The following is a 19,859-nucleotide window of genomic DNA, read 5'->3' on the forward strand; positions in this document are numbered from 1 at the left end:
GCCTCTCGGCGAGCGACGCGAGCCGAGGCTCGGGAGAGCGAAGCTCTTCCGGTGGAGCTTTTTGGCGTGAGCGGTGCCCGCAGCCCGCCTGTGGCGGGCGAGGACACCCGAGCGCGAAAAAGGTCGTCATATGTCCACCCACTCGGCTTCCGGCGAGTGTTCCTTGATGAACTGCTTTCGCGGCTCGACGGCGTCGCCCATCAGCACGGAGAACATCTTGTCCGCGGCGGCGGCGTCCTCGATGGTGATCTGCTTCAGGACCCGGTTCTCCGGGTTCATCGTCGTGTCCCAGAGCTGCTGGGGGTTCATCTCGCCCAGCCCCTTGAACCGCTGGACCTGGGTCGGGTTGCCGTCGCACTCCTCCTCGATGATCCGGTCGCGTTCGGCCTCGGTCATCGCGTCGTACGTGTTCCCGCGGTAGCGGACGCGATAGAGGGGCGGCTGGGCGGCGTACACGTAGCCCGCCTCCAGCAGCGGCTTCATGTGCCGGTAGAACAGCGTCAGCAGGAGCGTCCGGATGTGCGCCCCGTCGACGTCCGCGTCGGTCATCATGATGATCTTCTCGTAGCGGGCGTCCTCGATGTCGAACTCGTCGCCGATCCCCGTCCCGACGGCGGTGATCATGTTCCGTATCTCGTCGTTTTCGAGGATCCGGTCGAGCCGGTGTTTCTCGACGTTCAGGATCTTCCCGCCGAGCGGGAGGATCGCCTGAATCTCCGGGTCGCGGCCCTGCTTCGCGCTGCCGCCCGCGGAGTCGCCCTCGACGATGAACAGTTCGGAGTCGCTCGGCTCCTTGGTCTGGCAGTCGGCCAGCTTCCCGGGCAAGGCGGTGGATTCGAGCGCGCTCTTCCGGCGGGTCAGCTCCTCGGCCTTCTGTGCGGCCTTGCGGGCCTTCGCGGCCTCGACGGCCTTGGAGACGACGGCCTCGGCGGTGTCGGGGTGTTCCTCGAAGTACGTCCCGAGGCCGTCGTGCATCGCGCTCTCGACGATGCCCCGGACCTCGCTGTTGCCGAGCTTCGTCTTCGTCTGGCCCTCGAACTGTGGGTCGGGGTGTTTGATCGAGATCACGGCCGTCAGCCCCTCGCGGATGTCCTCGCCCTTGAGATTCTCGTCTAAGTCGCCGAGCAGGCCGTTGTCGCTCGCGTAGTCGTTGACGATCCGCGTGAGTGCGGTTTTGAACCCGGTGAGATGGGTGCCGCCCTCGCGGGTGTTGATGTTGTTGGCGAAGGCGTGCAGCGAGCCCTGCAGTTCGTCGGTCGCCTGCATCGCCATCTCGACCTGGATCCCCTCCTCCTCGTCGTCGAAGTAGATCACGTCCTCGTGGAGCGGGGAGCGGGTCTCGTTCAGGTAGTGGACGAACTCCCGGATCCCGCCCTCGTAACGGAACGTCTCGCCGCTCCCGTCGCGCTCGTCCTGCAGCGTGATCGCGACGCCGGAGTTGAGGAAGGCGAGTTCGCGCAGGCGACTTTCAAGCGTGGAGTAGGTGAAGTCGGTGTGCTCGAAGATGTCGTCGTCCGGCCAGAACCGGATCGTGGTGCCCGTGTCCTCGTCGGGCTCCATGTCCCGGACGCGCTCCAGTTCGTACTCGGGTTCGCCGTGGTCGAAGCGCTGTTTCCACACCGCGCCGTCGCGCTTGACCTCGACTTCGAGCCACTTCGAGAGGGCGTTGACGACGCTGACGCCGACGCCGTGGAGACCGCCCGACACCTGATAGGACTTGTTGTCGAACTTCCCGCCCGCGTGGAGGACCGTCATGATCACTTCGAGGGCGGGCCTGTCGTGTTCCTCGTGGGTGTCGACGGGGATGCCGCGGCCGTCGTCGTGGATGCTGACCGAGTCGTCCTCGTGGATCGTGACGGTGATCTCGTCGCAGTGTCCGGCCAGCGCCTCGTCTATCGAGTTGTCGACCACTTCGTAGACGAGATGATGCAACCCGCGAGAATCCGTAGAACCGATGTACATCGCCGGGCGCTTCTGGACGGCCTGAAGGCCCTCCAGTACCTGTATCTGCCCAGCGCCGTACTCTGTCTCCTCGCTCATAAAATCTGTTTGCGGCTAAGCCTCCGGGGGTAATAAAGGTCACGTACGCGCTCGCGCGTGCGTGATTTCGCCGGCATGACACGACACCGTTGGCCGGCCGGACTCGTCCGAACACCGCCGCCCGCCTTCACTTTCACCGCGGTAGCACACAGGTTTTAACCCCGCCCCGACTAAGTGGGGGCACAGAATGACCTCGTTCCAGTCGACGCTCGGCGAGGACGAGGGGATCGCCGAGGAGTTGGCCGAGAGCCAACGGCAGATCTCCATCGCCGAGTTCTTCGAGAAGAACAAGCACATGCTCGGGTTCGACAGCGGTGCCCGAGGGCTGGTAACCGCCGTGAAGGAAGCGGTCGACAACGCCTTGGACGCCGCTGAGGAGGCGGGCGTCCTTCCCGACATCTACGTGGAGATAGAGGAGGTCGGCGACTACTACAAGCTGGTCGTCGAGGACAACGGGCCGGGGATCACGAAGGAACAGCTCCCCAAAGTGTTCGGGAAACTGCTGTACGGCTCCCGGTTCCACAAGCGAGAGCAGTCCCGCGGGCAGCAGGGTATCGGGATCTCCGCGGCCGTCCTCTACTCCCAGCTCACCAGCGGCAAACCCGCGAAGATCACGAGCCGGACGCAGGGCGCGACGGAGGCCGAGTACTTCGAACTGATCATCGACACCGACGAGAACGAACCGGAGATAAGCGTCGCGGAGACCACCTCCTGGGACCGCCCGCACGGCACCCGCATCGAACTGGAGATGGAGGCGAACATGCGCGCCCGCCAGCAGCTCCACGACTACATCAAGCACACGGCGGTCGTCAACCCCCACGCCCGCCTCGAACTCCGCGAACCGCAGGAGCAGTTCAAGTTCGAGCGCGCGACCGACCAGCTCCCCGACGAGACCGAGGAGATCCGCCCGCACCCCCACGGCGTCGAACTCGGCACCGTCCTGAAGATGCTGGAGGCGACCAGTTCACACTCCGTCTCGGGGTTCCTGCAGGAGGAGTTCACCCGCGTCGGGAAGAAGACGGCCGACGGCGTCCTCGACAACCTCCGCGACCGCCACTTCGGGCGCGAGATGGCGTGGGAGCCGCCCCGCGACCACGAGGACGAGGACATCGCCGCCGCGGTCGCCGACGCTACCGCGAACAAGGGCGCGGACGCGACCGATGCGTTCGCCGAGGCCGTCGAGGATCGCATCGACGACCACGACAGCGTCGCCCACCACCAGGTCGTCGACGCCGTGCGCGAGGCCGCCGAGGAAGTCGGCGACGGCTTCGGTGCGACGTTCGGCGCGACGGTGCAGGACAACGCCGCCGCGGCCGCGTGGGACGCGATCCTCGGCGTCGACGAGGACGCGGACGTACCGGAGGGCCGCCGCAAGGCCGACCTCTACGGGCTGATCGACGACGCGACGAGCACCCGGAAGGACGACGCCACGGTCGAGGCGCTCGCCTCGCGACTGGCCAACCGGTTCCGGAACCACGAGGACGACCGGGACCGGCTGACACACGACGAACTGGTCGAGTACGTCGACTGGGCGGCCGACCGCACCGCCGACCGCGAGGACGCGTCGATCGGCGACACCGCCCGCGAGAACGTCGTCGAGGCGGTCTGGTCGCGGATGGCCACCGTCCCCGACGACGTGCCGAAGGTCCGGGAACTCGCCGACGACCGCGACGCCGCCAGCGACCTGCTGGAGGCGATGCGCGAGACGGACATCATCGCGCCGCCGACGAACTGCCTCGCGCCGATCACCGACGAACTCGTCGAGGCGGGGCTGAAAAAGGAGTTCGACGCCGACTTCTACGCCGCCTCGACCCGGGACGCCGACGTGACCGGCGGCGACCCGTTCATCGTCGAGGCCGGCATCGCCTACGGCGGCGAACTGCCCGAGGACGGCAAGGCCCAGGTGATGCGCTTCGCCAACCGCGTGCCGCTTGTGTACCAGCGCGGCGCGTGCGCCACGACGGACGTGGTGAAAGACATCGGCTGGCGGAACTACAACCTCGACCAGCCGGGCGGCTCCGGCATCCCGAACGGGCCCGCGGTGATCATGGTCCACGTCGCCTCGACGAACGTCCCCTTCACCAGCGAGTCGAAGGACGCCATCGCCAACATCCCGGAGATCGAGGACGAGATCGAACTCGCGATCCGCGAGGCGGCCCGCGACCTGAAGAGCTACCTGAAGAAGCGCCGCTCGATGGAGAAGCGCCGAAAGAAACAGGACGTGCTCGCGACCATCCTGCCGGAGATGGCCGAGAAGGTCGCCGCCGTCACCGACAACGAGGAGCCGGACATCGACGACGCGATGGCCCGGATCATGAACAACGTGCGCGTCGGCCGGGAGGTGAAGGCGAACGGCGACGGCCGCGAGGTACGGGTGACCGTCGAGAACCACTCCGGCACGAACGAGTCGCTGGAGCTGACCGACATCGTCACCGCCGAACCCGCCTCGCTGCCCGACGACGCCACCGTCGTCGAGATGGACGGCGAGTGGTTCGTCAAGTGGTCCGTCGACGTGGCAAGCGGCGAGGACGCCACGCTCGCCTACGAGACGGCCGACGAGGCAACGTTCGACCTCGACGTCGAGGGGGTCGAGACCGAGAAGCTGACCATCAACGATGAGCACTGACACCGACGCCGACGCACGGGAGGAGTTGATCGAACTCGCCGCCGAGTTCTACGACCAGTTCGAGGAGGGCGACGTGCCGGAGATGACGCTGCCCACCCGGACCAAGAGCAACATCGAGTACGACGAGGAGAAGAACGTCTGGGTGTACGGCGACCGGCAGAGCACCCGGTCGGCCAACAGCGTCCGCGGGGCGCGCAAGCTGCTGAAGGCGATCTACACCATCGACTTCCTCGCCGACCAGCTGGACGAGGACCGCTCGTCGACCCTGCGTGAGCTGTACTACCTCTCCGAGTCGTGGGAGACCGAGGAGGCGCAGTTCAACAGTCAGGACGAGTCGAACCAGCTCATCGAGGACCTGGAGATCGTCTCGGAGGTCAAACGCGAGGACTTCCACATGCGCCCGGAGGAGTCCGGCGCGAAGGTGATGGGGCCGCTGCTCCTGCGGGAGCAGACGAACCGCGGCGACCGGGAGATCCACTGTCAGAAGGACGTGGGCCAGGGCGGCTACCAGATCCCGAACAACCCGGACACCATCGAGTTCCTCGACAACGACGCGGCGTTCGTCCTCGCCGTGGAGACCGGCGGCATGCGCGACCGGCTGGTCGAGAACGGCTTCGACGACGAGCACGACGCCCTCGTCGTCCACCTCGGCGGCCAGCCCGCCCGGGCGACCCGGCGGCTCATCAAGCGACTGCACGACGAACTGGAGCTGCCGGTCACGGTGTTCACTGACGGCGACCCGTGGTCGTACCGCATCTTCGGGTCGGTCTCCTACGGGTCGATCAAGAGCGCGCACCTCTCGGAGTACCTCGCCACGCCGGAGGCCCAGTTCATCGGCATCCAGCCCGCCGACATCGTGGAGTACGACCTTCCGACGGACCCGCTCAGCGACTCCGACATGAACGCCCTGGAGTCGGAACTGGAGGACCCGCGCTTCCAGACCGACTACTGGAAGGAGCAGATCGAGCTCCAGCTCGAGATCGACAAGAAGGCGGAGCAGCAGGCGCTCGCGTCGCGCGGGCTGGACTTCGTCACCGAAACCTACCTCCCCGAACGGCTCGGTGAGATGGGCGTGCTCTAGCGACGGCTAGCTGCTCCGACCTATCAGCCGGCGGTCCACGGCGCATAAACTGCTTCCTGCCGTACGATACGGTATGGCACACTCTCCGGAGAAACCCGAGCGGTACGTCTGCACGAACTGTCTGGTCGTCAGCGTCGGCGTCGTCGAGCACACGGACGGCGGCCACCAGTACGACCCGCCCACAAGGTGTAGCGCGTGCGGCGAGACCGACTTCGTCGAGGAGTCGCAGTACCCCCACCAGCACGGCTGAAGGTGATCGCGCGGTCCCCCCGTCCTCACTGCTCGTCGGCCAGCCGTTCGACGCGCTCCAGCGTGTCGGCGTCGTCGGGGTCCACGTCGTCACGCACCGCGAGGAACCGGGGGAACCGGAGCGCGTACCCCGAGGAGTACGTCGGCGATTTCTGGATCTCCTCGTAGCCGACCTCGAAGACGACCGCGGGGTCGATCTCCACTTCCTGCCCGTCCTCCGCAAGGATGTGGGGTTCGAGCAGGTCGGTCAGATCCGCGAGTTCCTCGTCGGTGATCCCGGTCGCGACCTTGCCGAGCGTCTCGTAGCCGTCGCCCGACTCCTGCCCGGACGCGTCCCCGGCCCGCGCCGAGAGCAGGAAGGTCCCAAGGTGATTCGCGCGGCGGCCCTCGCCCCACTCCGCGCCGGTGACGACAAGATCCAGCGTCTCAACGTCGGGTTTGCGCTTCCGCCAGTGCTTCCCCCGGCGGCCCGGGGAGTACGGCGAGTCGGGGTTCTTGAGCATGATCCCCTCGTGGCCGGCGTCAAGCGAGTCGGCCTCGATGGCGGCTATCTCGTCCGGGTCGTCGCTGATCCACAGCGTCGACAGCCCCTCGCCGTCCGGCAGGACCGCCTCCAGCCGCTCGTGGCGCTCGGAGAGCGGCGCGTCGAGCAGGTCGTCGCCGGCGTGGTGGAGGCAGTCGAAGAACACGGGCCGGACCGCCACTTCCTCGCGGGCGGCGGCAACGTCGTGTTTCCGGCGGAAGCGCCGCAGGACCTCCTGAAACGGAAGTGGATCGCCGTCGTCGTCGACCGCGACCACCTCGCCGTCGAGGATGACGGGGTCGTCGATGCGCTCCGCGGCGAACTCGACCACCTCCGGGAGCGCGTCGGTCACGTCCTCCATGTTCCGGGAGAAGACGCGGGTGTCGCCGGCCGGGTCGTGGTGGAGGGCGACCCGCGCGCCGTCGTACTTCCACTCGACGGCGGCGGCGTCCCAGTCGTCCAGCGCGCCGCTCACGGTGCCGGTCTGGGCGAGCATCGACTGGACCGGGCGGCCGACCTCCAGGCGCATCGCGTCCAGCCCCTCGACCCCCTCGTCGCGGGCGACGGCGGCCACTTCGCCGTAGTCGTTCGACACCTGAAGCGCGCGTTCGACGGCGTCGACGGGCACGTCGAAGGCCTCGGCGGTCGCGTCCCGGACGGCCCCCTCGCCGACGCCGATCCGCATCTCCGAGAGAACGATCCGCGCGAGGTAGCGCGCTTCGTCCGGGGAACAGCGGTTGAACAGGCCGAAGAGGAGGTCGATCTTCGCGTCCTGGCTCCCCTCCCCCTCGGTCGCGGCCAGCGTCGCCAGTTCGTCGGCCACCTCGCCGACCGTCAGGCCGTCGTCGCCCGCCCCGCCGGCGAACGCGCCGAGACCGCGCTGGCCCCCGAACTCGTAGCTGGCGGCCACCTCGCCGATCTCGCCGCGGTCGGCGAGGCGGTCCTCCACGTCGTCGGCGGAGACGTTCTGCCCCGCCGCCCGGGCGATCGCCTCGTAGCAGTAGTTCGGCCCGATGTCGAGCGTCGTCGAGTCCCACGCGGGGAAGACGCGACCCTGCACGAACCGGGCGACGGTCGGCAGGTCGTCGTCCGCGGCGCGGAGCAGGTCGGTGAGGCGGTCGACTATCTCCAGGTCGGCCGTCTCGGCCTCGATCGCCGCCGCGCGGTCGGCGAACTCCTCGAACTCCATCACCGCCCGGTAGCGCGGGCGGGGAATTAAACGGTCCGGATGGCGACGAGGCCGATCGGGACGAGCCACGGGTTTGAAGACGGTCGCACGCTCACGGGGGCGTATGACCGACGACCTCGCCGGGGCAGTCGACGACGTGCTCGACATCGACGCGGCGGAGTTCCAGGACCGCGTGGAGTCCGAGGCCGAGGTGATCGTCGACGAGCTGCGGGACGGGACCTTCGACAACCCGCAGGCGATCCTCGGGCTGGAGTACGAGTTCTACGCGGTCTCGGAGCCGCGGCCGGACGCCAGGAAGGCCGGCGGTGCCGAGGACGCCGGTGACATGCCCACGCTGAAGCGGGTACCGCGACGCCTGCTGGAGCTCATCGGCTTCGAGAAGGAACTGGGGCTGCACAACGCCGAGATGACCGTCAGCCCCCAGCCGATGAACGCTCACGGGCTGGCGGCACAGGAGGCGGAGGTGAAAGCCCGGCTGTCGACGGCGCTCGACACCACCAAGGCGGAGGGGATGCGGCTGGTCAGCGACGGCATGTGGACCATCCCGCCGGAGGGCGAGACGGCGTCGTCGTACCTCACCGACAGCGTCGAGGACCGGGGCGTCCGGATCGCCTCGAACATGAGCGACTCGGTGCGGTACCACGCGATGGCGAACACGGAGCGCGCGACCGCGGCCGGGATGCACGTCAACGCGCCACACGTCACGCTGGACGCCGACACCGTGATGCCCGAGAGCCTCATCACGTCGATCCAGCCCCACTACCAGGTGCCGCAGGCGGTCGACCTGCCGGACTACTTCCGGTACGCGCTCCGGGTCGCCGGGCCGCTGCTCGCGCTCGGCGTCAACTCCCCCTTCTTCCCGCCGGACCTGTACGACGACGACGCCGACCCCGAGACGATCCTCTCGGACGCGTGGATGGAAAACCGGATCAGCGTGTTCGAGACGGTGCTGAACGCCGAGCACGACACCGCCGGCAAGGTGCGGTTCCCGCGGGACATCGACAGCGTCGAGGACGCCGTCCGCCGGATCGCCGAGGACGACACGCTCGTCCCGATGCCCGTCGAGGAGGGCGACCGCTTCGACGACAGGTTCGCCCACTTCCGGCTGAAACACGGCACGTTCTGGCGGTGGGTCAGGCCGGTGTTCGGCGGCCCGGACCGCTCGTCGGCCAACGCCCGGATCGAGTTCCGCCCCGTCCCCGCCCAGCCGACCGTCCGTGACTCCGTCGCCGTGCTCGCCGCCTTCGCGGGGCTGATGGAGAGCCTGCCGCGGCTGGAACATCCCGTCGCGGAACTGGACTGGGAGACGGCCCGTGATAACTTCTACGCCGCCATGCGCGACGGGCTGGACGCCGACCTGCGCTGGATCCCGAACGACGGCCAGGAGACGAGCGACTTCGAGGCCGTCTACGCCGACCTGTTCGACCACGCCGAGGCGGGACTGCAGGCACGGGGGCTCTCCGACGAGGAGGCGGCGAAGTACCTCTGGCCCCTGCGCCAGCGGGCGCGCCACCGGCTGACGCCGGCCGGCTGGAAACACGAGCAAGTTCGGCAACGGCTGTACGACGGGGCCACGTTCGAGGAGGCGGTCCACGGCATGCAACGGGAGTACGTCGACCGCCAGCGCGACACCCTGATCGAGGGGAGCTTCGCGGACTGGGTCGACGACAGCCGGCTAGCCGGAAGCGATTAGGGAGGGGGCTGAGATACCCGAACCATGGTGACGTTTCTCTCCGGCGGGACCGGGACGCCGAAGCTCCTGGACGGCGCGGCGGCCGCGTTCTCGCCCGCTGACACCACGGTCGTCGCCAACACCGGCGACGACGTGGAACTCGGGGGACTGCTGGTCTGTCCGGACCTGGACACCCTGATATTCCAGGGTGCGGGGCTGCTCGACCGGGACACCTGGTGGGGGATCGACGGCGACACCGAGCGAACGCACGACGGCCTCGGCGACATCGCCGCGGCGCTGGACCTGAACACCGGGCCGCAGTACCTCCCGGACAGCCGACAGACGGCGGGGCGGCCGCTCGCCGCGTGGCGGCGCTTCTCCGGCGTCGGCGAGTTCATGACGATCGGCGACCGCGACCGGGCGATCCACATCACGCGAACGAGCCTCATCGACGAGGGACACACCCTCTCGGAGGTGACGGACCGCTTCGTCGACGGGTTCGACCTCGCCGTCGACCTGCTCCCGATGAGCGACGACCCCGTGGCGAGCCTGATCCACACGCCCAATGGGAAACAGCATTTCCAGGAGTTCTGGGTCGCCAACCGCGGCGAGCCGACGGTCGAGCAGGTGGAGTTCCGCGGGGCGTCCGAGGCCGAGCCGGCCCCGGGCGTGTTAGAGGCCCTTGAGGACGACGTGGTGATCGGCCCGTCGAACCCCGTCACGAGCATCGGCCCGATGCTTTCGATCGACGGCATCGGCGAGGCGCTTCAGGAGACCACCGTCGTCGCGGTCTCGCCGTTCGTCGAGGACGAGGTGTTCTCCGGCCCGGCCGGGAAACTCATGGAAGCGGTCGGCGGCGAGGCGTCGACGGCGGGGCTGAAGACGGCCTACCCCTTCGCCGACGCGTTCGTGCTGGACGAGGACGACGACACCGAGTTCTCGGAGCCGGTCGTCCGGACCGACACGGAGATAACCGGCCCCGACGACGCCGCCCGCGTCGCGGAAGCCGCGGCGAAGGTGCTGGAGGTGGCGACGTAGTGTTCCGCCCCCGGGTCGCGCTCGCCAGCCTCAGCGGCGAGGCCGACGCCGACTGGGCGCTGGCGGCCCGGGCGTACGCGGGCGCGGCCTTTCTCGGCGGGATCGCGATAGACGAGGCGTCCCGCGAGGCCGCCCGCGAGATGGTCGCCGACCGGGACCGGACCGAGTTCCTGCCGGCCGACCCATTCGTGTTCGTCGACGACCAGCTTGCCGCACTCGACGGCGAACCGATACGTGCCGGGATCAACGTTCGGAGCGCGACGGTCGACCCGGTCCGGGACGCCGCGCGGATCTGTGCCGACCACGGCGCGGTCCTCGAAGTCAACGCCCACTGCCGGCAGGCGGAGCTCTGCGCCGCGGGCTGCGGGCAAACGCTCCTGCGCGATACGGAGCGCCTCTGCGAGTACGTCCGCGCCGCCGCCGGGACGGGCGCGCCGGTGAGCGTGAAGGTCCGCACGGAGGTGCCCGGCGTCGACCTGCCGGCGACCGCCCGGCGGGTCGCCGAGGCGGGGGCCGACGCCGTCCACGTCGACGCGATGGACTCCGAGGCGGTCGTCGCGGACGTGGTCGACCGGGCGGACGCGTTCGTGATCGCCAACAACGGCGTCCGGGGGCGCGAGAGCGTCGCGGAGTACTTCGAGTACGGCGCGGACGCGGTGAGCGTGGGCCGGCCGAGCGACGACCCCGACGTGCTCGCGCGGGTCCGTCGGGCGGTCGACGAGCTCGCCGTCGACGCCCACGCATAAGTGGCACCGCGCGAAAGGATCCCCCCATGAAAACGCCGGCGCAGAACGCGGAACTCGCGCTCCTGCTCGAAGTCGCCGGGACCCCCAAGCCGGGGAACGTCGACCGAGAGCGGGAGTACCCTGACCTCCGGTTCGAACACTTCCTCGCGGGCGCGGTCGGCGCGCGCGACGGTCTCGACATGGCGGCCGACGGCGCGCCGGTCGGCGAGGCGTTCGAGCGCGCCGTCGAGGGGATGAGCGACCAGCGCGGCGGCAACACGCAGTTCGGCGCGTTGCTCCTGCTCGTTCCGCTCGTTCAGGCGGCCGACGACCTCACGCCCGAGGGAGCGACCGCGGTCACGGAGAACACGACGGTCGACGACGCCGCCGGCTTCTACCGCGCGTTCGACCACGTCGACGTGGACGCGGGTAAGCTACCCGCGGACGCCGAGGCGCTGGACGTGCGTCGGGGGAGCGACGCGGTCCCCGATGTCCGCGAGCGGGGCCTGACGCTGTACGACGTGATGGCCGAGAGCGCCGACCGCGACGGCGTCGCCCGGGAGTGGGTCGGCGGCTTCGAGCGCACGTTCCGTGCCGCGGACCGCATCGCCGCGGGTGACGGCCCGGTCCCCGCCCGGGCGGCCGACACGTTCCTCTGGCTGCTGTCGCGGCAGCCCGACACGTTCGTCGCCAAGCAACACGGGACCGAGGCGGCCCGGAGCGTCATGGTCCGGGCACAGGAGGCCCGGGAGGGCGGTCCGGACCTCGTCGCCGCCTTCGCCGACTCGCTGGTCGAGTCGAACGTGAATCCCGGAACGACGGCCGACATCGTGGCGGCGGCGCTGTTCGTCGCGCTCGAACGGGACGGTGTCGACGTGTGAGCGGTGCGGACTGGCCGGTCGACCTCGACGGCGTCACCGAATCCGTCGTCACGACCCTCGGGCCGAACGACCTGTGGAACGCGGCGGCGCTCGGCCTGCACGCGGGCGACCCCGTCACGGCGACGACGTGGGGCAACACCCGGACCCGCCGGAACTTCGACCGACAGGGCGGCGGCTACGTCCAGTTCACGCGGGATCCTCTGTTGTTCGTCGAGGCTGCGCTCTCGATCCACGAGACCGCGGAGCCGGTGCTCGATGCGGCCGATGCCTGGATCGAGGTCGACGCTGACCGGGTCGACGCCGGCGAGGACGGCGGGACGCGCTGGGAGCGCTGGGAACTGCGTCCCGTCGATTCCGGCGTCGAGCGCGAGGTGGTGCCGACGACGAACCGCGGCTACTACGCCGTCGTCGAGGCGACGGTCGCGGCCTCCCGGCTCGACGTGGCGGCCTACGACACCGGCACACTGCTCGACCGGCTCTCGTACTTCGAAGGAATCGTCGAAACCTGCGGCGGCGAGCGCGAACTGGCGGCGTTTGAGCGCCTGACGGAGCTCACCGGGTGGAAATCGCAGAACGAATCATTTTAGGGCCGGACCGGGCAAGAACGGTGTATGCCGATCAAACCCGACTACGTCAAGAAGACCGGGAACGTGCTCCTGGAGCGATACCCGGAGGCGTTCAGCGCGGACTTCGAGCAGAACAAGGAGAGCGTCACGGCACTCACGAACATCGAGGCCAAGGGCGTCCGGAACCGCATCGCCGGCTACGTCACGCGCAAGCAGGGCGCGTCCGCGGAAGCGTAACGAACCCGAGTTCTCGCCGCGTTCACGTTCCGGGGAGCTGCGGCTCCGTCCCGGCTTCTCTCTCCGATCTGACCGGATCGCCTGCAAAAGGTGGTCCCATCCAAACCGTTTTGCGTCGCCGTTGCCGAAGGTAGGGCAATGTCCGTACGAGTAGGCGTGCTTGGCGCGACCGGTGCGGTCGGCCAGCGACTCATCCAGCTGCTCGACCCGCATCCCGACTTCGAGATCGCAGCGCTCACCGCAAGCGAGGACTCCGCGGGACGACAGTACCGCGAGGCGGCGAAGTGGCGCGTCGACAGCCCCATCCCCGAAGGGGTTGCCGACAGCACCGTCCACGCGACCGACCCCGACGAAGTCCCCGACGATGTGGATCTGCTCTTCTCCTCGCTCCCCTCCAGCGTCGGCGAGGCCGTCGAACCCGACTTCGCCGAGGCCGGCTACGTCGTCTCGTCGAACTCCTCGAACGCGCGGCTGGCCGACGACGTGCCGCTCGTCATCCCGGAGGTCAACCACGACCACCTCGACCTCATCGAGGTCCAGCGCGACGAGCGCGGCTGGGACGGCGCGCTCATCAAGAACCCCAACTGCTCGACGATCACGATGGTGCCGACGCTCGCGGTCCTCGACCAGTTCGGGCTGGAGCGCGTGCAGGTGTCGACCCTGCAGGCCGTCTCCGGCGCGGGCTACGACGGCGTCAGCTCCATGGAGATCATCGACAACGTCCTCCCGCACATCGGCGGCGAGGAGGAGAAGATGGAGACCGAATCGCGCAAGCTGCTCGGCGAGTTCGACGGCGCGGCGCTGTCGTGGCACGACGCCGACGTGTCCGCGTCCTGCAACCGGGTTCCGACGCTCGACGGCCACCTCGAAAACGTCTGGGCCGAGACCAGCGAGGACGTGACGCCCGACGCCGCCGAGGATGCGTTCCGCGACGCGCCCGGTCTCGACCTGCACTCCTCGCCCGACAGCCTCATCCGCGTGTTCGAGGACCCGAACCGCCCCCAGCCGCGCCTCGACCGCAACATCGAGGGCGGCCAGGGGATCGCGGTCGGCCCCGTCCAGTCGACGACCGACGGCCTCCAGTACGACTGTCTCGCCCACAACACCATCCGCGGCGCGGCCGGCGCGAGCGTGCTGAACGGGGAACTGCTGCTCGATCAGGGCTACTTATAAGCGTCAGTTCACCCGGTTCGCCAGTTCCTCGCCGGCGGCGAACCGCTCGGCGTTGCCGGCGACGATGTCGGCCAGGCGCTCGTAATACTCGGGCGTGTGGCCGGCGTTGTGCGGCGTGATCTGCACGTTTCCGAGGTTCCAGAGCGGGTGGTCCTCCGGCAGCGGCTCGGGGTCGGTTACGTCCAGCGCCGCGCCGCGGATCCAGTTGCTCCGGAGCGCGTCGACCAGCGCGTCCGTGTCGACGACCGGGCCGCGCGCGACGTTGACGAGGACTGCCTCGGGCGGCATCGTGACGAACTCCTCAGCTCCGATCAGCCCCTCGGTTTCGTCGGTGAGCGGGCAGGCGAGCACGAGGTACTCGGTCTCGGCGACGACTTCGCCGACCTCGTCGAAGCTGACGACCTCGTCGGTCGGGCCGCCTTTTTCCGGGGAGTACCGGACGCCGACCGTGTCGACGCCGAACGGTTCGAGGCGGTCGACGACCGCGCGACCGATCGCGCCGAGGCCGACCACGCCGACGGTGCTGCCCTGCAGTTCGTGCGCCCGGTAATGTCGCCACTCGCGGCGCTCCTGCCGGCGGCGGCCCTCGTGGAACCGCCGGGCGAACGAGAGGATCGCACCGAGGACGTGCTCGCCGATGTTCGGGCCGTGAACGCCCGAGGCGTTCGTGACGGCCACGCCGCGCTCGTTCAGGGCGTCCATCGGGAGGTGGCCCGTGCCGGCGTAGGCGCAGGCGAACACCTCCATCTCGGTCGCGCGGTCGAGCAGGGCCTCGTCCAGTTCCATCCCCGTGACGTAGCGCGCGTCGGCGATCAGGTCGCGCTCCGCGTCGGGGGTGCGGGCCAGCGTCACGCTCCCCCCGGGGAGCCGTTCCCGGATCGCGTCGGCGTACTGCTCGACGGGCGCGCCGTGTGTTCCCTTCCGCAACACGAGCACCTCGGGTGTGTCGCTCATGATCGGGACCACCGGGGGGAGCCGCTTAATCGGTCGGGTTGCGGCGGACCTGTCGAGCGCGGACGCGACGGCCGCCGCGGTCCGCGCGTCAGCGCCCCTCGAACGACGGCTCGCCGTCGCCGAGGAACGCGGCGTGGCCCCGGGCGTAGTCGTCGGTCTCCGCGAGCCGCGAGACGGAGTCGGTCTCGGCGGCCAGTTGCGCGGGCAGCGTCCGCGAGTAGCTCCGGTTGAGCAGGCGCTTGGTCGCCGCGTACGCACGCGTCGGCCCCTCCGAGAGCGTCGCGGCGAGTTCCGCCAGCCGGTCGTCGAACGCGTCCGGCTCGACGGCCTCCGTCGCCAGCCCCATCTCGACCGCTTCGTCGGCGGGGATCGGCTCGTCCAGCAGGGCGATCTCGCGGGCGCGCCGGTGGCCGACCAGTCGGGGCAGGAAGAACGTCGACCCGCCGTCGCCCGACAGCCCCAGTTGCGGGTAGGCGAACTCGAACCGGGCGTCCGCCGAGACGAGGACGATGTCGGCCGACAGCGCCAGTCCGAACCCGCCGCCGGCGGCGACGCCGTTGACGCCCGAGACGGTCGGCATCGGCGCGCTCGCGAGGTTCCGGACCGCGCCGTGCAGCCGCGACGCGACCGTTCGAAGCCTGCGGCCGTCGGTCGCGTCGCCCTCGAACGCCGAGAGGTCCGCGCCGGTGTTGAACACGGCCCCGGTGCCGGTGAGGACGGCGGCGCGCACGGCGTCGTCCTCGACCAGGTCGGCGGTCGCGTCCCGGAGTTCCGCGGCCATCGCCGCGTTCATCGCGTTGTGGTGGTCCGGGCGCTCCATGACGATCCGGCCGACGCCGTCGACGCGCTCGACGGTGAGGTAGTCGAACTCCTGCATGGACGGCCCTGCGCGGGCGACCGACAAAAGTCCCCACGACGGACGCCGGCGGGATCGCGACTCGAAGTGCTCGCGTCGCTGACGCGTGCTGACTGCCTCCCGCCCCGAGTGGTGGGAATTTAATACTTCGTAACCTGTCGGGTCGGGGTATGGAACGGATCGACGTTGCCGTCGTCGGCGGCGGTCCGGCCGGGACCGCGGCCGCCCTGACGGCGGCGCGAAACGGCGCGGACGCCGTCGTCTTCGAGAAGGGAGTTCCCCGCGAGGACCGGGACGGACCCGGCCCGGACTCGACGGATGCCGCCGGGATGCTCGACTACTGGGTCGACATCATGGATGTCGACCACGAGGCGATCCCCGACGACGTGATCCTGCAGGAGTTAGCCGACGTTGACTTCCTCGGCCCGAACGAGTCCTGCACCCTCCGACACACCGGGATCGAATCCTCGTACCCGAACTTCGGCTTCACCTTCCAGCGCGCCCGGATGGACGACTGGTGGCGCGACCGCGCCGAGGACGCCGGCGCTGAGTACCGCGTCGGCGCGAGCGTCCAGGGCGTGGAGACGGACCTCGACGGGCCGACCCACCGCCTCTCGCTGGCCGACGGCGGTGAGGTGGTCGCCGACGCGCTCGTCCTCGCGGACGGGCCACAGCGGACCGTAACGAACCGCGTGCTCGACGGCTTCCTCCCGGATCGGTCGATGGCGGAGGTCCTGCCCTCCGTCGAGGCCAACCACATCGCCTACCAGGAGCATCGTCGCGTTCCCGAGGAGGTCTTCGACGACGACACGCTGAAGTTCTGGTGGGGGGTGATGCCCGGCGAGACGGCGTACCCCTGGGTGTTCCCGAACGACGACAACGTCGCCCGGATCGGGCTGACGATGCCCATCGGCATGGACATCGACGACGTGGAGAACCCCGAGGCGTACGCCCTGCTCCGCGAGGACGACGACGAGATCCCCCGCGGTGGCGAGTACATCCGCCGCCTGCTCGAACGCGAGTACGGCGACGAGTACGACATCGAGTCGGACTTCCCCCTCGTCGAGGACCGCGGGAAGTCCGGCGGCACGGAGACGTACCCCATCTCCTCGACTCGCCCGATCGACTCGCCGACCGGCGCGAACGTCGCCGTCGCGGGCGGCGCGATGGGCACTACCTCCGCGTTCCACGAGGGCGGCTACCACGTCGCGATCCGGACGGGGAAGATCGCGGGCGAACTCGCCGCGACCGACTCCCTGGGGCGCTACAACGACGCCTGGAAGGACGCCATCGGCGACGAGATACTCCGCAACGTCGCGTTCGCAGACATCGTCGCCGACTACGGGCCAGCGGACTGGGACGACGCCTTCGGGACCGTCGACGGCCTGCTCGCCGACGAGGACAGCGACCGCCTGCTGAAGCCGAGCCTCCGGAGCGGCATCTCGGGGGCGAAGATCTACGCGACGTACAAGCGGGCCAAACGGAAGTACCGCGACGGGAAGTACGTCCAGCTCTCCGAGTCGGCCTACTCTGTTTGAGGCGGCTGCTGGTCCCCGTCACCGCCGGATCGCAACGGTTAAGCGTATTTTAGGCAACCCTAAAACATGTCCAGTGGATCGGCTCGCGGCCCGACGCGCAGACAGTACATCACGACGACCGGCACCCTCATCGGTGCCGGCACGCTCGCCGGCTGTACGAGCACGGGGCCGGAGTCCGAGGAGGATGGGAACACCGGCGACGGTGACGACGGCGGTCCACACACCGCTACGATGTCGCCCGTCGGAACCGTCGAGTTCGACGAGGTCCCCGAGAGCGCCTTCGTCGCCTTCCCGCAGTACGCCGACGCCGCCGTCGCGCTCGGCCACGGGGACGCCGTGAACACGCTGTTCACCCCCGATCTGGCCGGGACGACGATGAACGCGTACTACGAGCGACTCCCGGGCGTCTCGTTCGACTACGAGGGGCTGACCGACCCGCTCGCAGAGGGCCTGTCCCGGGAGCGACTGCTCGAACTCGACAGCGACGTGCACTTCATCGACCCGGCCTACGTCGTCTCGACGGACGGCTGGGAGCGGTCGGACGTCGAGGATGTCGCCGAACAGGTCGGGCCGTGGTTCGGCAACTACTACAGCGGCACGCACGCCACCCCGCCGTCGGCCTACCGGGACGGCTACGAGTACTACGACCTCTGGGGGGTCGTCGAGCGCGTCGCCGCCGTCTTCGACGAGACGCACCGCTACGAGGCGCTGGCGTCCGTCCACGCCGACCTGCTGTCGACCATCGAGTCCGGACTCCCGCCCGCCGAGGAGCGCCCGACCGTCGCGCGGGTCTCCTTCATGAACGACACGTTCTACGCGCTCAAGGCCGACGCGCCGGGGTACTGGCAGGCCGACACCCGGCCGCTCGGAGCCGAGGACGTGTTCGCCGGCGGGGAGTGGAACCTCTGGGGCACCCTCGACTACGAGGCGATGCTGGAGGTCGACCCGGACGTGATCCTCAACCTCTGGGGGACCGCCCCGAGCTACTACGTCGAGGACACGCGTCAGACCGTCGCCAACGACCCCGCCGGGAGCAAGCTCTCCGCGATCGATAACGACCGCTTCTACGCGTCCGGGCTGCGGTATCAGGGGCCGATCATGAACCTGTTCCAGCTGGAGATGACGGCGAAACAGCTCTACCCCGACCAGTTCGGCGAGTGGCCCGGCTTCCCCGAGGGCGGCCCGTACCCCGAGTTCCCCGAGAGCGAGCGCCTGTTCGACCGCCAGCGCCTCGCCGACGTGGTCGCCGGCGAGGTCTGACCGCCGCGACACGTTTTTGTCCGCCCCCGGCCAACTCGCACCCGAGCGCCTCAAGTCCCCGCCCGAGCAGTCCCGTCAGGGAGCGATGACAGCGCGGAGAACCCGGGCGCGCGACATTCCCACGCCGCGGCGACGCGGCGCTGGCCCGGCACGAGGGTTTCCCGGTCGACGCGGCACGCCGCCAGGGATGAGACCGGTCGTTAGTGTTCCGGGCCACATCTCACCGAATGACCAGTGACGACTCGGTCGACCGGTTCGAGCGCCCCGTCACGGTCGCCAGCGATCCACCGCCGGACGCCGCGGCCGGTGCGGTGACAAACGACTTCAATGCCATCCCCGTAGTTTGCGGTACGCATGTACGACGAGATCCTGCTCCCGTTCGACGGCAGCGACGGGGCCGCCGAGGCCCTGCACCACGCCGCCGAGGTCGCACACTGGGCCGACGCGACCATCACGCTCCTGTTCGTCGCGGACACGACGCGCGACAGCGTCAGCGTCGTCGAATCCACGGTCGTCGACTCGCTCGTGCAGGAGGGCGAGGCCGTCGTCGAGGACGGGGAGAAGACGCTCGAAACGCTCGGCGTCGCGCACAACTCCGACGTGGTGCAGGGGAACCCCGCACCCACGGTCGTCGACTACGCCGAGCGATACGACTACGACCTGGTCGTCATGCCGACGCACGGCCGGGAGGGGGTGTCGCGATACCTCGTCGGAAGCGTCACGGAGAAGGTCGTCCGCCTGTCGTCGGTCCCCGTCCTCACAGTGCGGATGCAACCGGACGAGCGACTCGCGTTCCCCTACGAGGACGTGCTCATCCCGACCGACGGGAGCGACGGGGCGGCCCGCGCCGCCGAGCACGGACTCCCGCTCGCGGCCGCTCTCGACGCCACCGTGCACGCGCTGTCGGTCGTGGACGACACGGCGCTGGGACCTGACGTTCGCTCCACCGTCTCGGAAACCGAACGGGAGCAGGTCGCGACAGACGCCGTCGACGACCTCGCGTCCCGGGCGGAGACCCACGGCGTCGCGAACGTCGTCCGGCACGTCGAACGGGGGAGCCCGATCGAGGTCCTGCTCGACACCGTCGAATCGACCGATGCCGACGCTGTCGTGATGGGAACGACGGGGCGGCGCGGGACCGACCGGATCCTGCTCGGGAGCGTCGCCGAGAAGACCGTCCGCTCCGCGCCGGTGCCGGTGATCACGGTCGGCGGCGGGGAGTAGGGGTTCGATCCCGCCGCGACCGGAGCC

At 69.5% G+C, this 19,859-nt stretch carries 17 protein-coding genes; 13 read left to right on the forward strand and 4 right to left on the reverse strand.

The annotated features are described in order from the left end of the window. Positions 1-126: 126 nt before the first annotated feature. Positions 127-2,040 carry a DNA topoisomerase (ATP-hydrolyzing) subunit B gene (gyrB, locus tag D8896_RS06450; protein ID WP_121821273.1) on the reverse strand — a complete coding sequence of 638 codons (1,914 nt, stop codon included), beginning with the start codon at positions 2,038-2,040 and terminating at the stop codon, positions 127-129. A 187-nt stretch (positions 2,041-2,227) separates the two neighbouring features. Here gyrB and D8896_RS06455 point away from each other — a divergent pair, with 187 nt between their 5' ends. The 3 genes from D8896_RS06455 (at position 2,228) to D8896_RS19270 (ending at position 5,997) form a co-directional block, all read left to right on the forward strand. Further along, on the forward strand, positions 2,228-4,666 hold the full coding sequence (locus D8896_RS06455; protein WP_121821274.1) for a DNA topoisomerase VI subunit B: 2,439 nt from the start codon (positions 2,228-2,230) through the stop codon (positions 4,664-4,666). Next, entirely contained in the window at positions 4,656-5,747 is a 1,092-nt protein-coding gene (locus D8896_RS06460) for a DNA topoisomerase IV subunit A (RefSeq protein ID WP_121821275.1), read from the forward strand. The genes D8896_RS06455 and D8896_RS06460 overlap by 11 nt, the downstream gene beginning before the upstream one ends. Positions 5,748-5,820: 73 nt before the next feature. Then, positions 5,821-5,997, forward strand: a complete 177-nt coding sequence (locus D8896_RS19270) for a hypothetical protein (protein WP_162991483.1) — start codon at positions 5,821-5,823, stop codon at positions 5,995-5,997. A 25-nt stretch (positions 5,998-6,022) separates the two neighbouring features. On the opposite strand, the gene ligA is transcribed toward D8896_RS19270, so the two are convergent. Continuing rightward, entirely contained in the window at positions 6,023-7,708 is a 1,686-nt protein-coding gene (gene ligA, locus D8896_RS06465) for an ATP-dependent DNA ligase LigA (protein ID WP_121821276.1), read from the reverse strand. 103 nt (positions 7,709-7,811) lie between these two features. Here ligA and D8896_RS06470 point away from each other — a divergent pair, with 103 nt between their 5' ends. The 7 genes from D8896_RS06470 (at position 7,812) to asd (ending at position 14,000) form a co-directional block, all read left to right on the forward strand. Then, a complete protein-coding gene (locus D8896_RS06470) occupies positions 7,812-9,401 on the forward strand; it encodes a hypothetical protein (protein ID WP_121821277.1) in 1,590 nt (529 codons plus the stop codon). A gap of 24 nt (positions 9,402-9,425) precedes the next feature. Beyond that, positions 9,426-10,418: a 2-phospho-L-lactate transferase gene (gene cofD, locus D8896_RS06475; RefSeq protein WP_121821278.1), complete on the forward strand. Its 993-nt coding sequence runs from the start codon at positions 9,426-9,428 to the stop codon at positions 10,416-10,418. Then, positions 10,418-11,164: a tRNA-dihydrouridine synthase gene (locus D8896_RS06480; protein WP_121821279.1), complete on the forward strand. Its 747-nt coding sequence runs from the start codon at positions 10,418-10,420 to the stop codon at positions 11,162-11,164. The genes cofD and D8896_RS06480 overlap by 1 nt, the downstream gene beginning before the upstream one ends. Positions 11,165-11,190: 26 nt before the next feature. Next, positions 11,191-12,024: a triphosphoribosyl-dephospho-CoA synthase gene (locus D8896_RS06485; RefSeq protein ID WP_121821280.1), complete on the forward strand. Its 834-nt coding sequence runs from the start codon at positions 11,191-11,193 to the stop codon at positions 12,022-12,024. Further along, positions 12,021-12,611, forward strand: coding sequence for a DUF447 domain-containing protein (locus D8896_RS06490; protein ID WP_121821281.1), 591 nt, complete (start codon positions 12,021-12,023; stop codon positions 12,609-12,611). Before D8896_RS06485 ends, D8896_RS06490 begins: the two co-directional genes overlap by 4 nt. Before the next feature lie 24 nt (positions 12,612-12,635). Next, positions 12,636-12,827, forward strand: a complete 192-nt coding sequence (locus D8896_RS06495) for a 30S ribosomal protein S17e (protein WP_121821282.1) — start codon at positions 12,636-12,638, stop codon at positions 12,825-12,827. Between the two features lie 138 nt (positions 12,828-12,965). Beyond that, a complete protein-coding gene (asd, locus tag D8896_RS06500) occupies positions 12,966-14,000 on the forward strand; it encodes an aspartate-semialdehyde dehydrogenase (RefSeq protein ID WP_121821283.1) in 1,035 nt (344 codons plus the stop codon). A gap of 3 nt (positions 14,001-14,003) precedes the next feature. Here the strand turns inward: asd and D8896_RS06505 are convergent, their stop codons facing one another. Both D8896_RS06505 and D8896_RS06510 read right to left on the reverse strand, forming a co-directional pair. Continuing rightward, the gene (locus D8896_RS06505) at positions 14,004-14,954 is read right to left on the reverse strand and encodes a D-2-hydroxyacid dehydrogenase (RefSeq protein WP_121821284.1); all 951 of its coding nucleotides are present in this window, start codon (positions 14,952-14,954) and stop codon (positions 14,004-14,006) included. 88 nt (positions 14,955-15,042) lie between these two features. Then, positions 15,043-15,831: an enoyl-CoA hydratase/isomerase family protein gene (locus tag D8896_RS06510; RefSeq protein ID WP_121821285.1), complete on the reverse strand. Its 789-nt coding sequence runs from the start codon at positions 15,829-15,831 to the stop codon at positions 15,043-15,045. A 149-nt stretch (positions 15,832-15,980) separates the two neighbouring features. Between D8896_RS06510 and D8896_RS06515 the strand changes: the two genes are divergently transcribed. From D8896_RS06515 to D8896_RS06525, 3 genes are all read left to right on the forward strand, one after another. Continuing rightward, a complete protein-coding gene (locus D8896_RS06515; RefSeq protein ID WP_121821286.1) occupies positions 15,981-17,348 on the forward strand; it encodes an NAD(P)/FAD-dependent oxidoreductase in 1,368 nt (455 codons plus the stop codon). 66 nt (positions 17,349-17,414) lie between these two features. Continuing rightward, positions 17,415-18,608 (forward strand): ABC transporter substrate-binding protein, encoded by a 1,194-nt coding sequence (locus D8896_RS06520; protein WP_121821287.1) that lies wholly within the window; start codon positions 17,415-17,417, stop codon positions 18,606-18,608. A 354-nt stretch (positions 18,609-18,962) separates the two neighbouring features. Then, positions 18,963-19,832, forward strand: a complete 870-nt coding sequence (locus D8896_RS06525) for a universal stress protein (protein WP_121821288.1) — start codon at positions 18,963-18,965, stop codon at positions 19,830-19,832. Positions 19,833-19,859 lie beyond the last annotated feature (27 nt).

It is taken from the genome of Halostella salina (assembly GCF_003675855.1).
Classification (GTDB): Archaea; Halobacteriota; Halobacteria; order Halobacteriales; family Natronoarchaeaceae; genus Halostella; species Halostella salina.

Coding starts and splice junctions, on each gene's coding strand:
- ligA (WP_121821276.1), bottom strand. CDS start 7,708: ATGGAGTTCGAGGAGTTCGCCGACCGCGCGGCGGCGATCGAGGCCGAG.
- D8896_RS06520 (WP_121821287.1), top strand. CDS start 17,415: ATGTCCAGTGGATCGGCTCGCGGCCCGACGCGCAGACAGTACATCACG.
- D8896_RS06470 (WP_121821277.1), top strand. CDS start 7,812: ATGACCGACGACCTCGCCGGGGCAGTCGACGACGTGCTCGACATCGAC.
- D8896_RS06505 (WP_121821284.1), bottom strand. CDS start 14,954: ATGAGCGACACACCCGAGGTGCTCGTGTTGCGGAAGGGAACACACGGC.
- cofD (WP_121821278.1), top strand. CDS start 9,426: ATGGTGACGTTTCTCTCCGGCGGGACCGGGACGCCGAAGCTCCTGGAC.
- asd (WP_121821283.1), top strand. CDS start 12,966: ATGTCCGTACGAGTAGGCGTGCTTGGCGCGACCGGTGCGGTCGGCCAG.
- D8896_RS06460 (WP_121821275.1), top strand. CDS start 4,656: ATGAGCACTGACACCGACGCCGACGCACGGGAGGAGTTGATCGAACTC.
- D8896_RS06495 (WP_121821282.1), top strand. CDS start 12,636: ATGCCGATCAAACCCGACTACGTCAAGAAGACCGGGAACGTGCTCCTG.
- gyrB (WP_121821273.1), bottom strand. CDS start 2,040: ATGAGCGAGGAGACAGAGTACGGCGCTGGGCAGATACAGGTACTGGAG.
- D8896_RS06525 (WP_121821288.1), top strand. CDS start 18,963: ATGTACGACGAGATCCTGCTCCCGTTCGACGGCAGCGACGGGGCCGCC.
- D8896_RS06455 (WP_121821274.1), top strand. CDS start 2,228: ATGACCTCGTTCCAGTCGACGCTCGGCGAGGACGAGGGGATCGCCGAG.
- D8896_RS19270 (WP_162991483.1), top strand. CDS start 5,821: ATGGCACACTCTCCGGAGAAACCCGAGCGGTACGTCTGCACGAACTGT.
- D8896_RS06510 (WP_121821285.1), bottom strand. CDS start 15,831: ATGCAGGAGTTCGACTACCTCACCGTCGAGCGCGTCGACGGCGTCGGC.
- D8896_RS06485 (WP_121821280.1), top strand. CDS start 11,191: ATGAAAACGCCGGCGCAGAACGCGGAACTCGCGCTCCTGCTCGAAGTC.
- D8896_RS06515 (WP_121821286.1), top strand. CDS start 15,981: ATGGAACGGATCGACGTTGCCGTCGTCGGCGGCGGTCCGGCCGGGACC.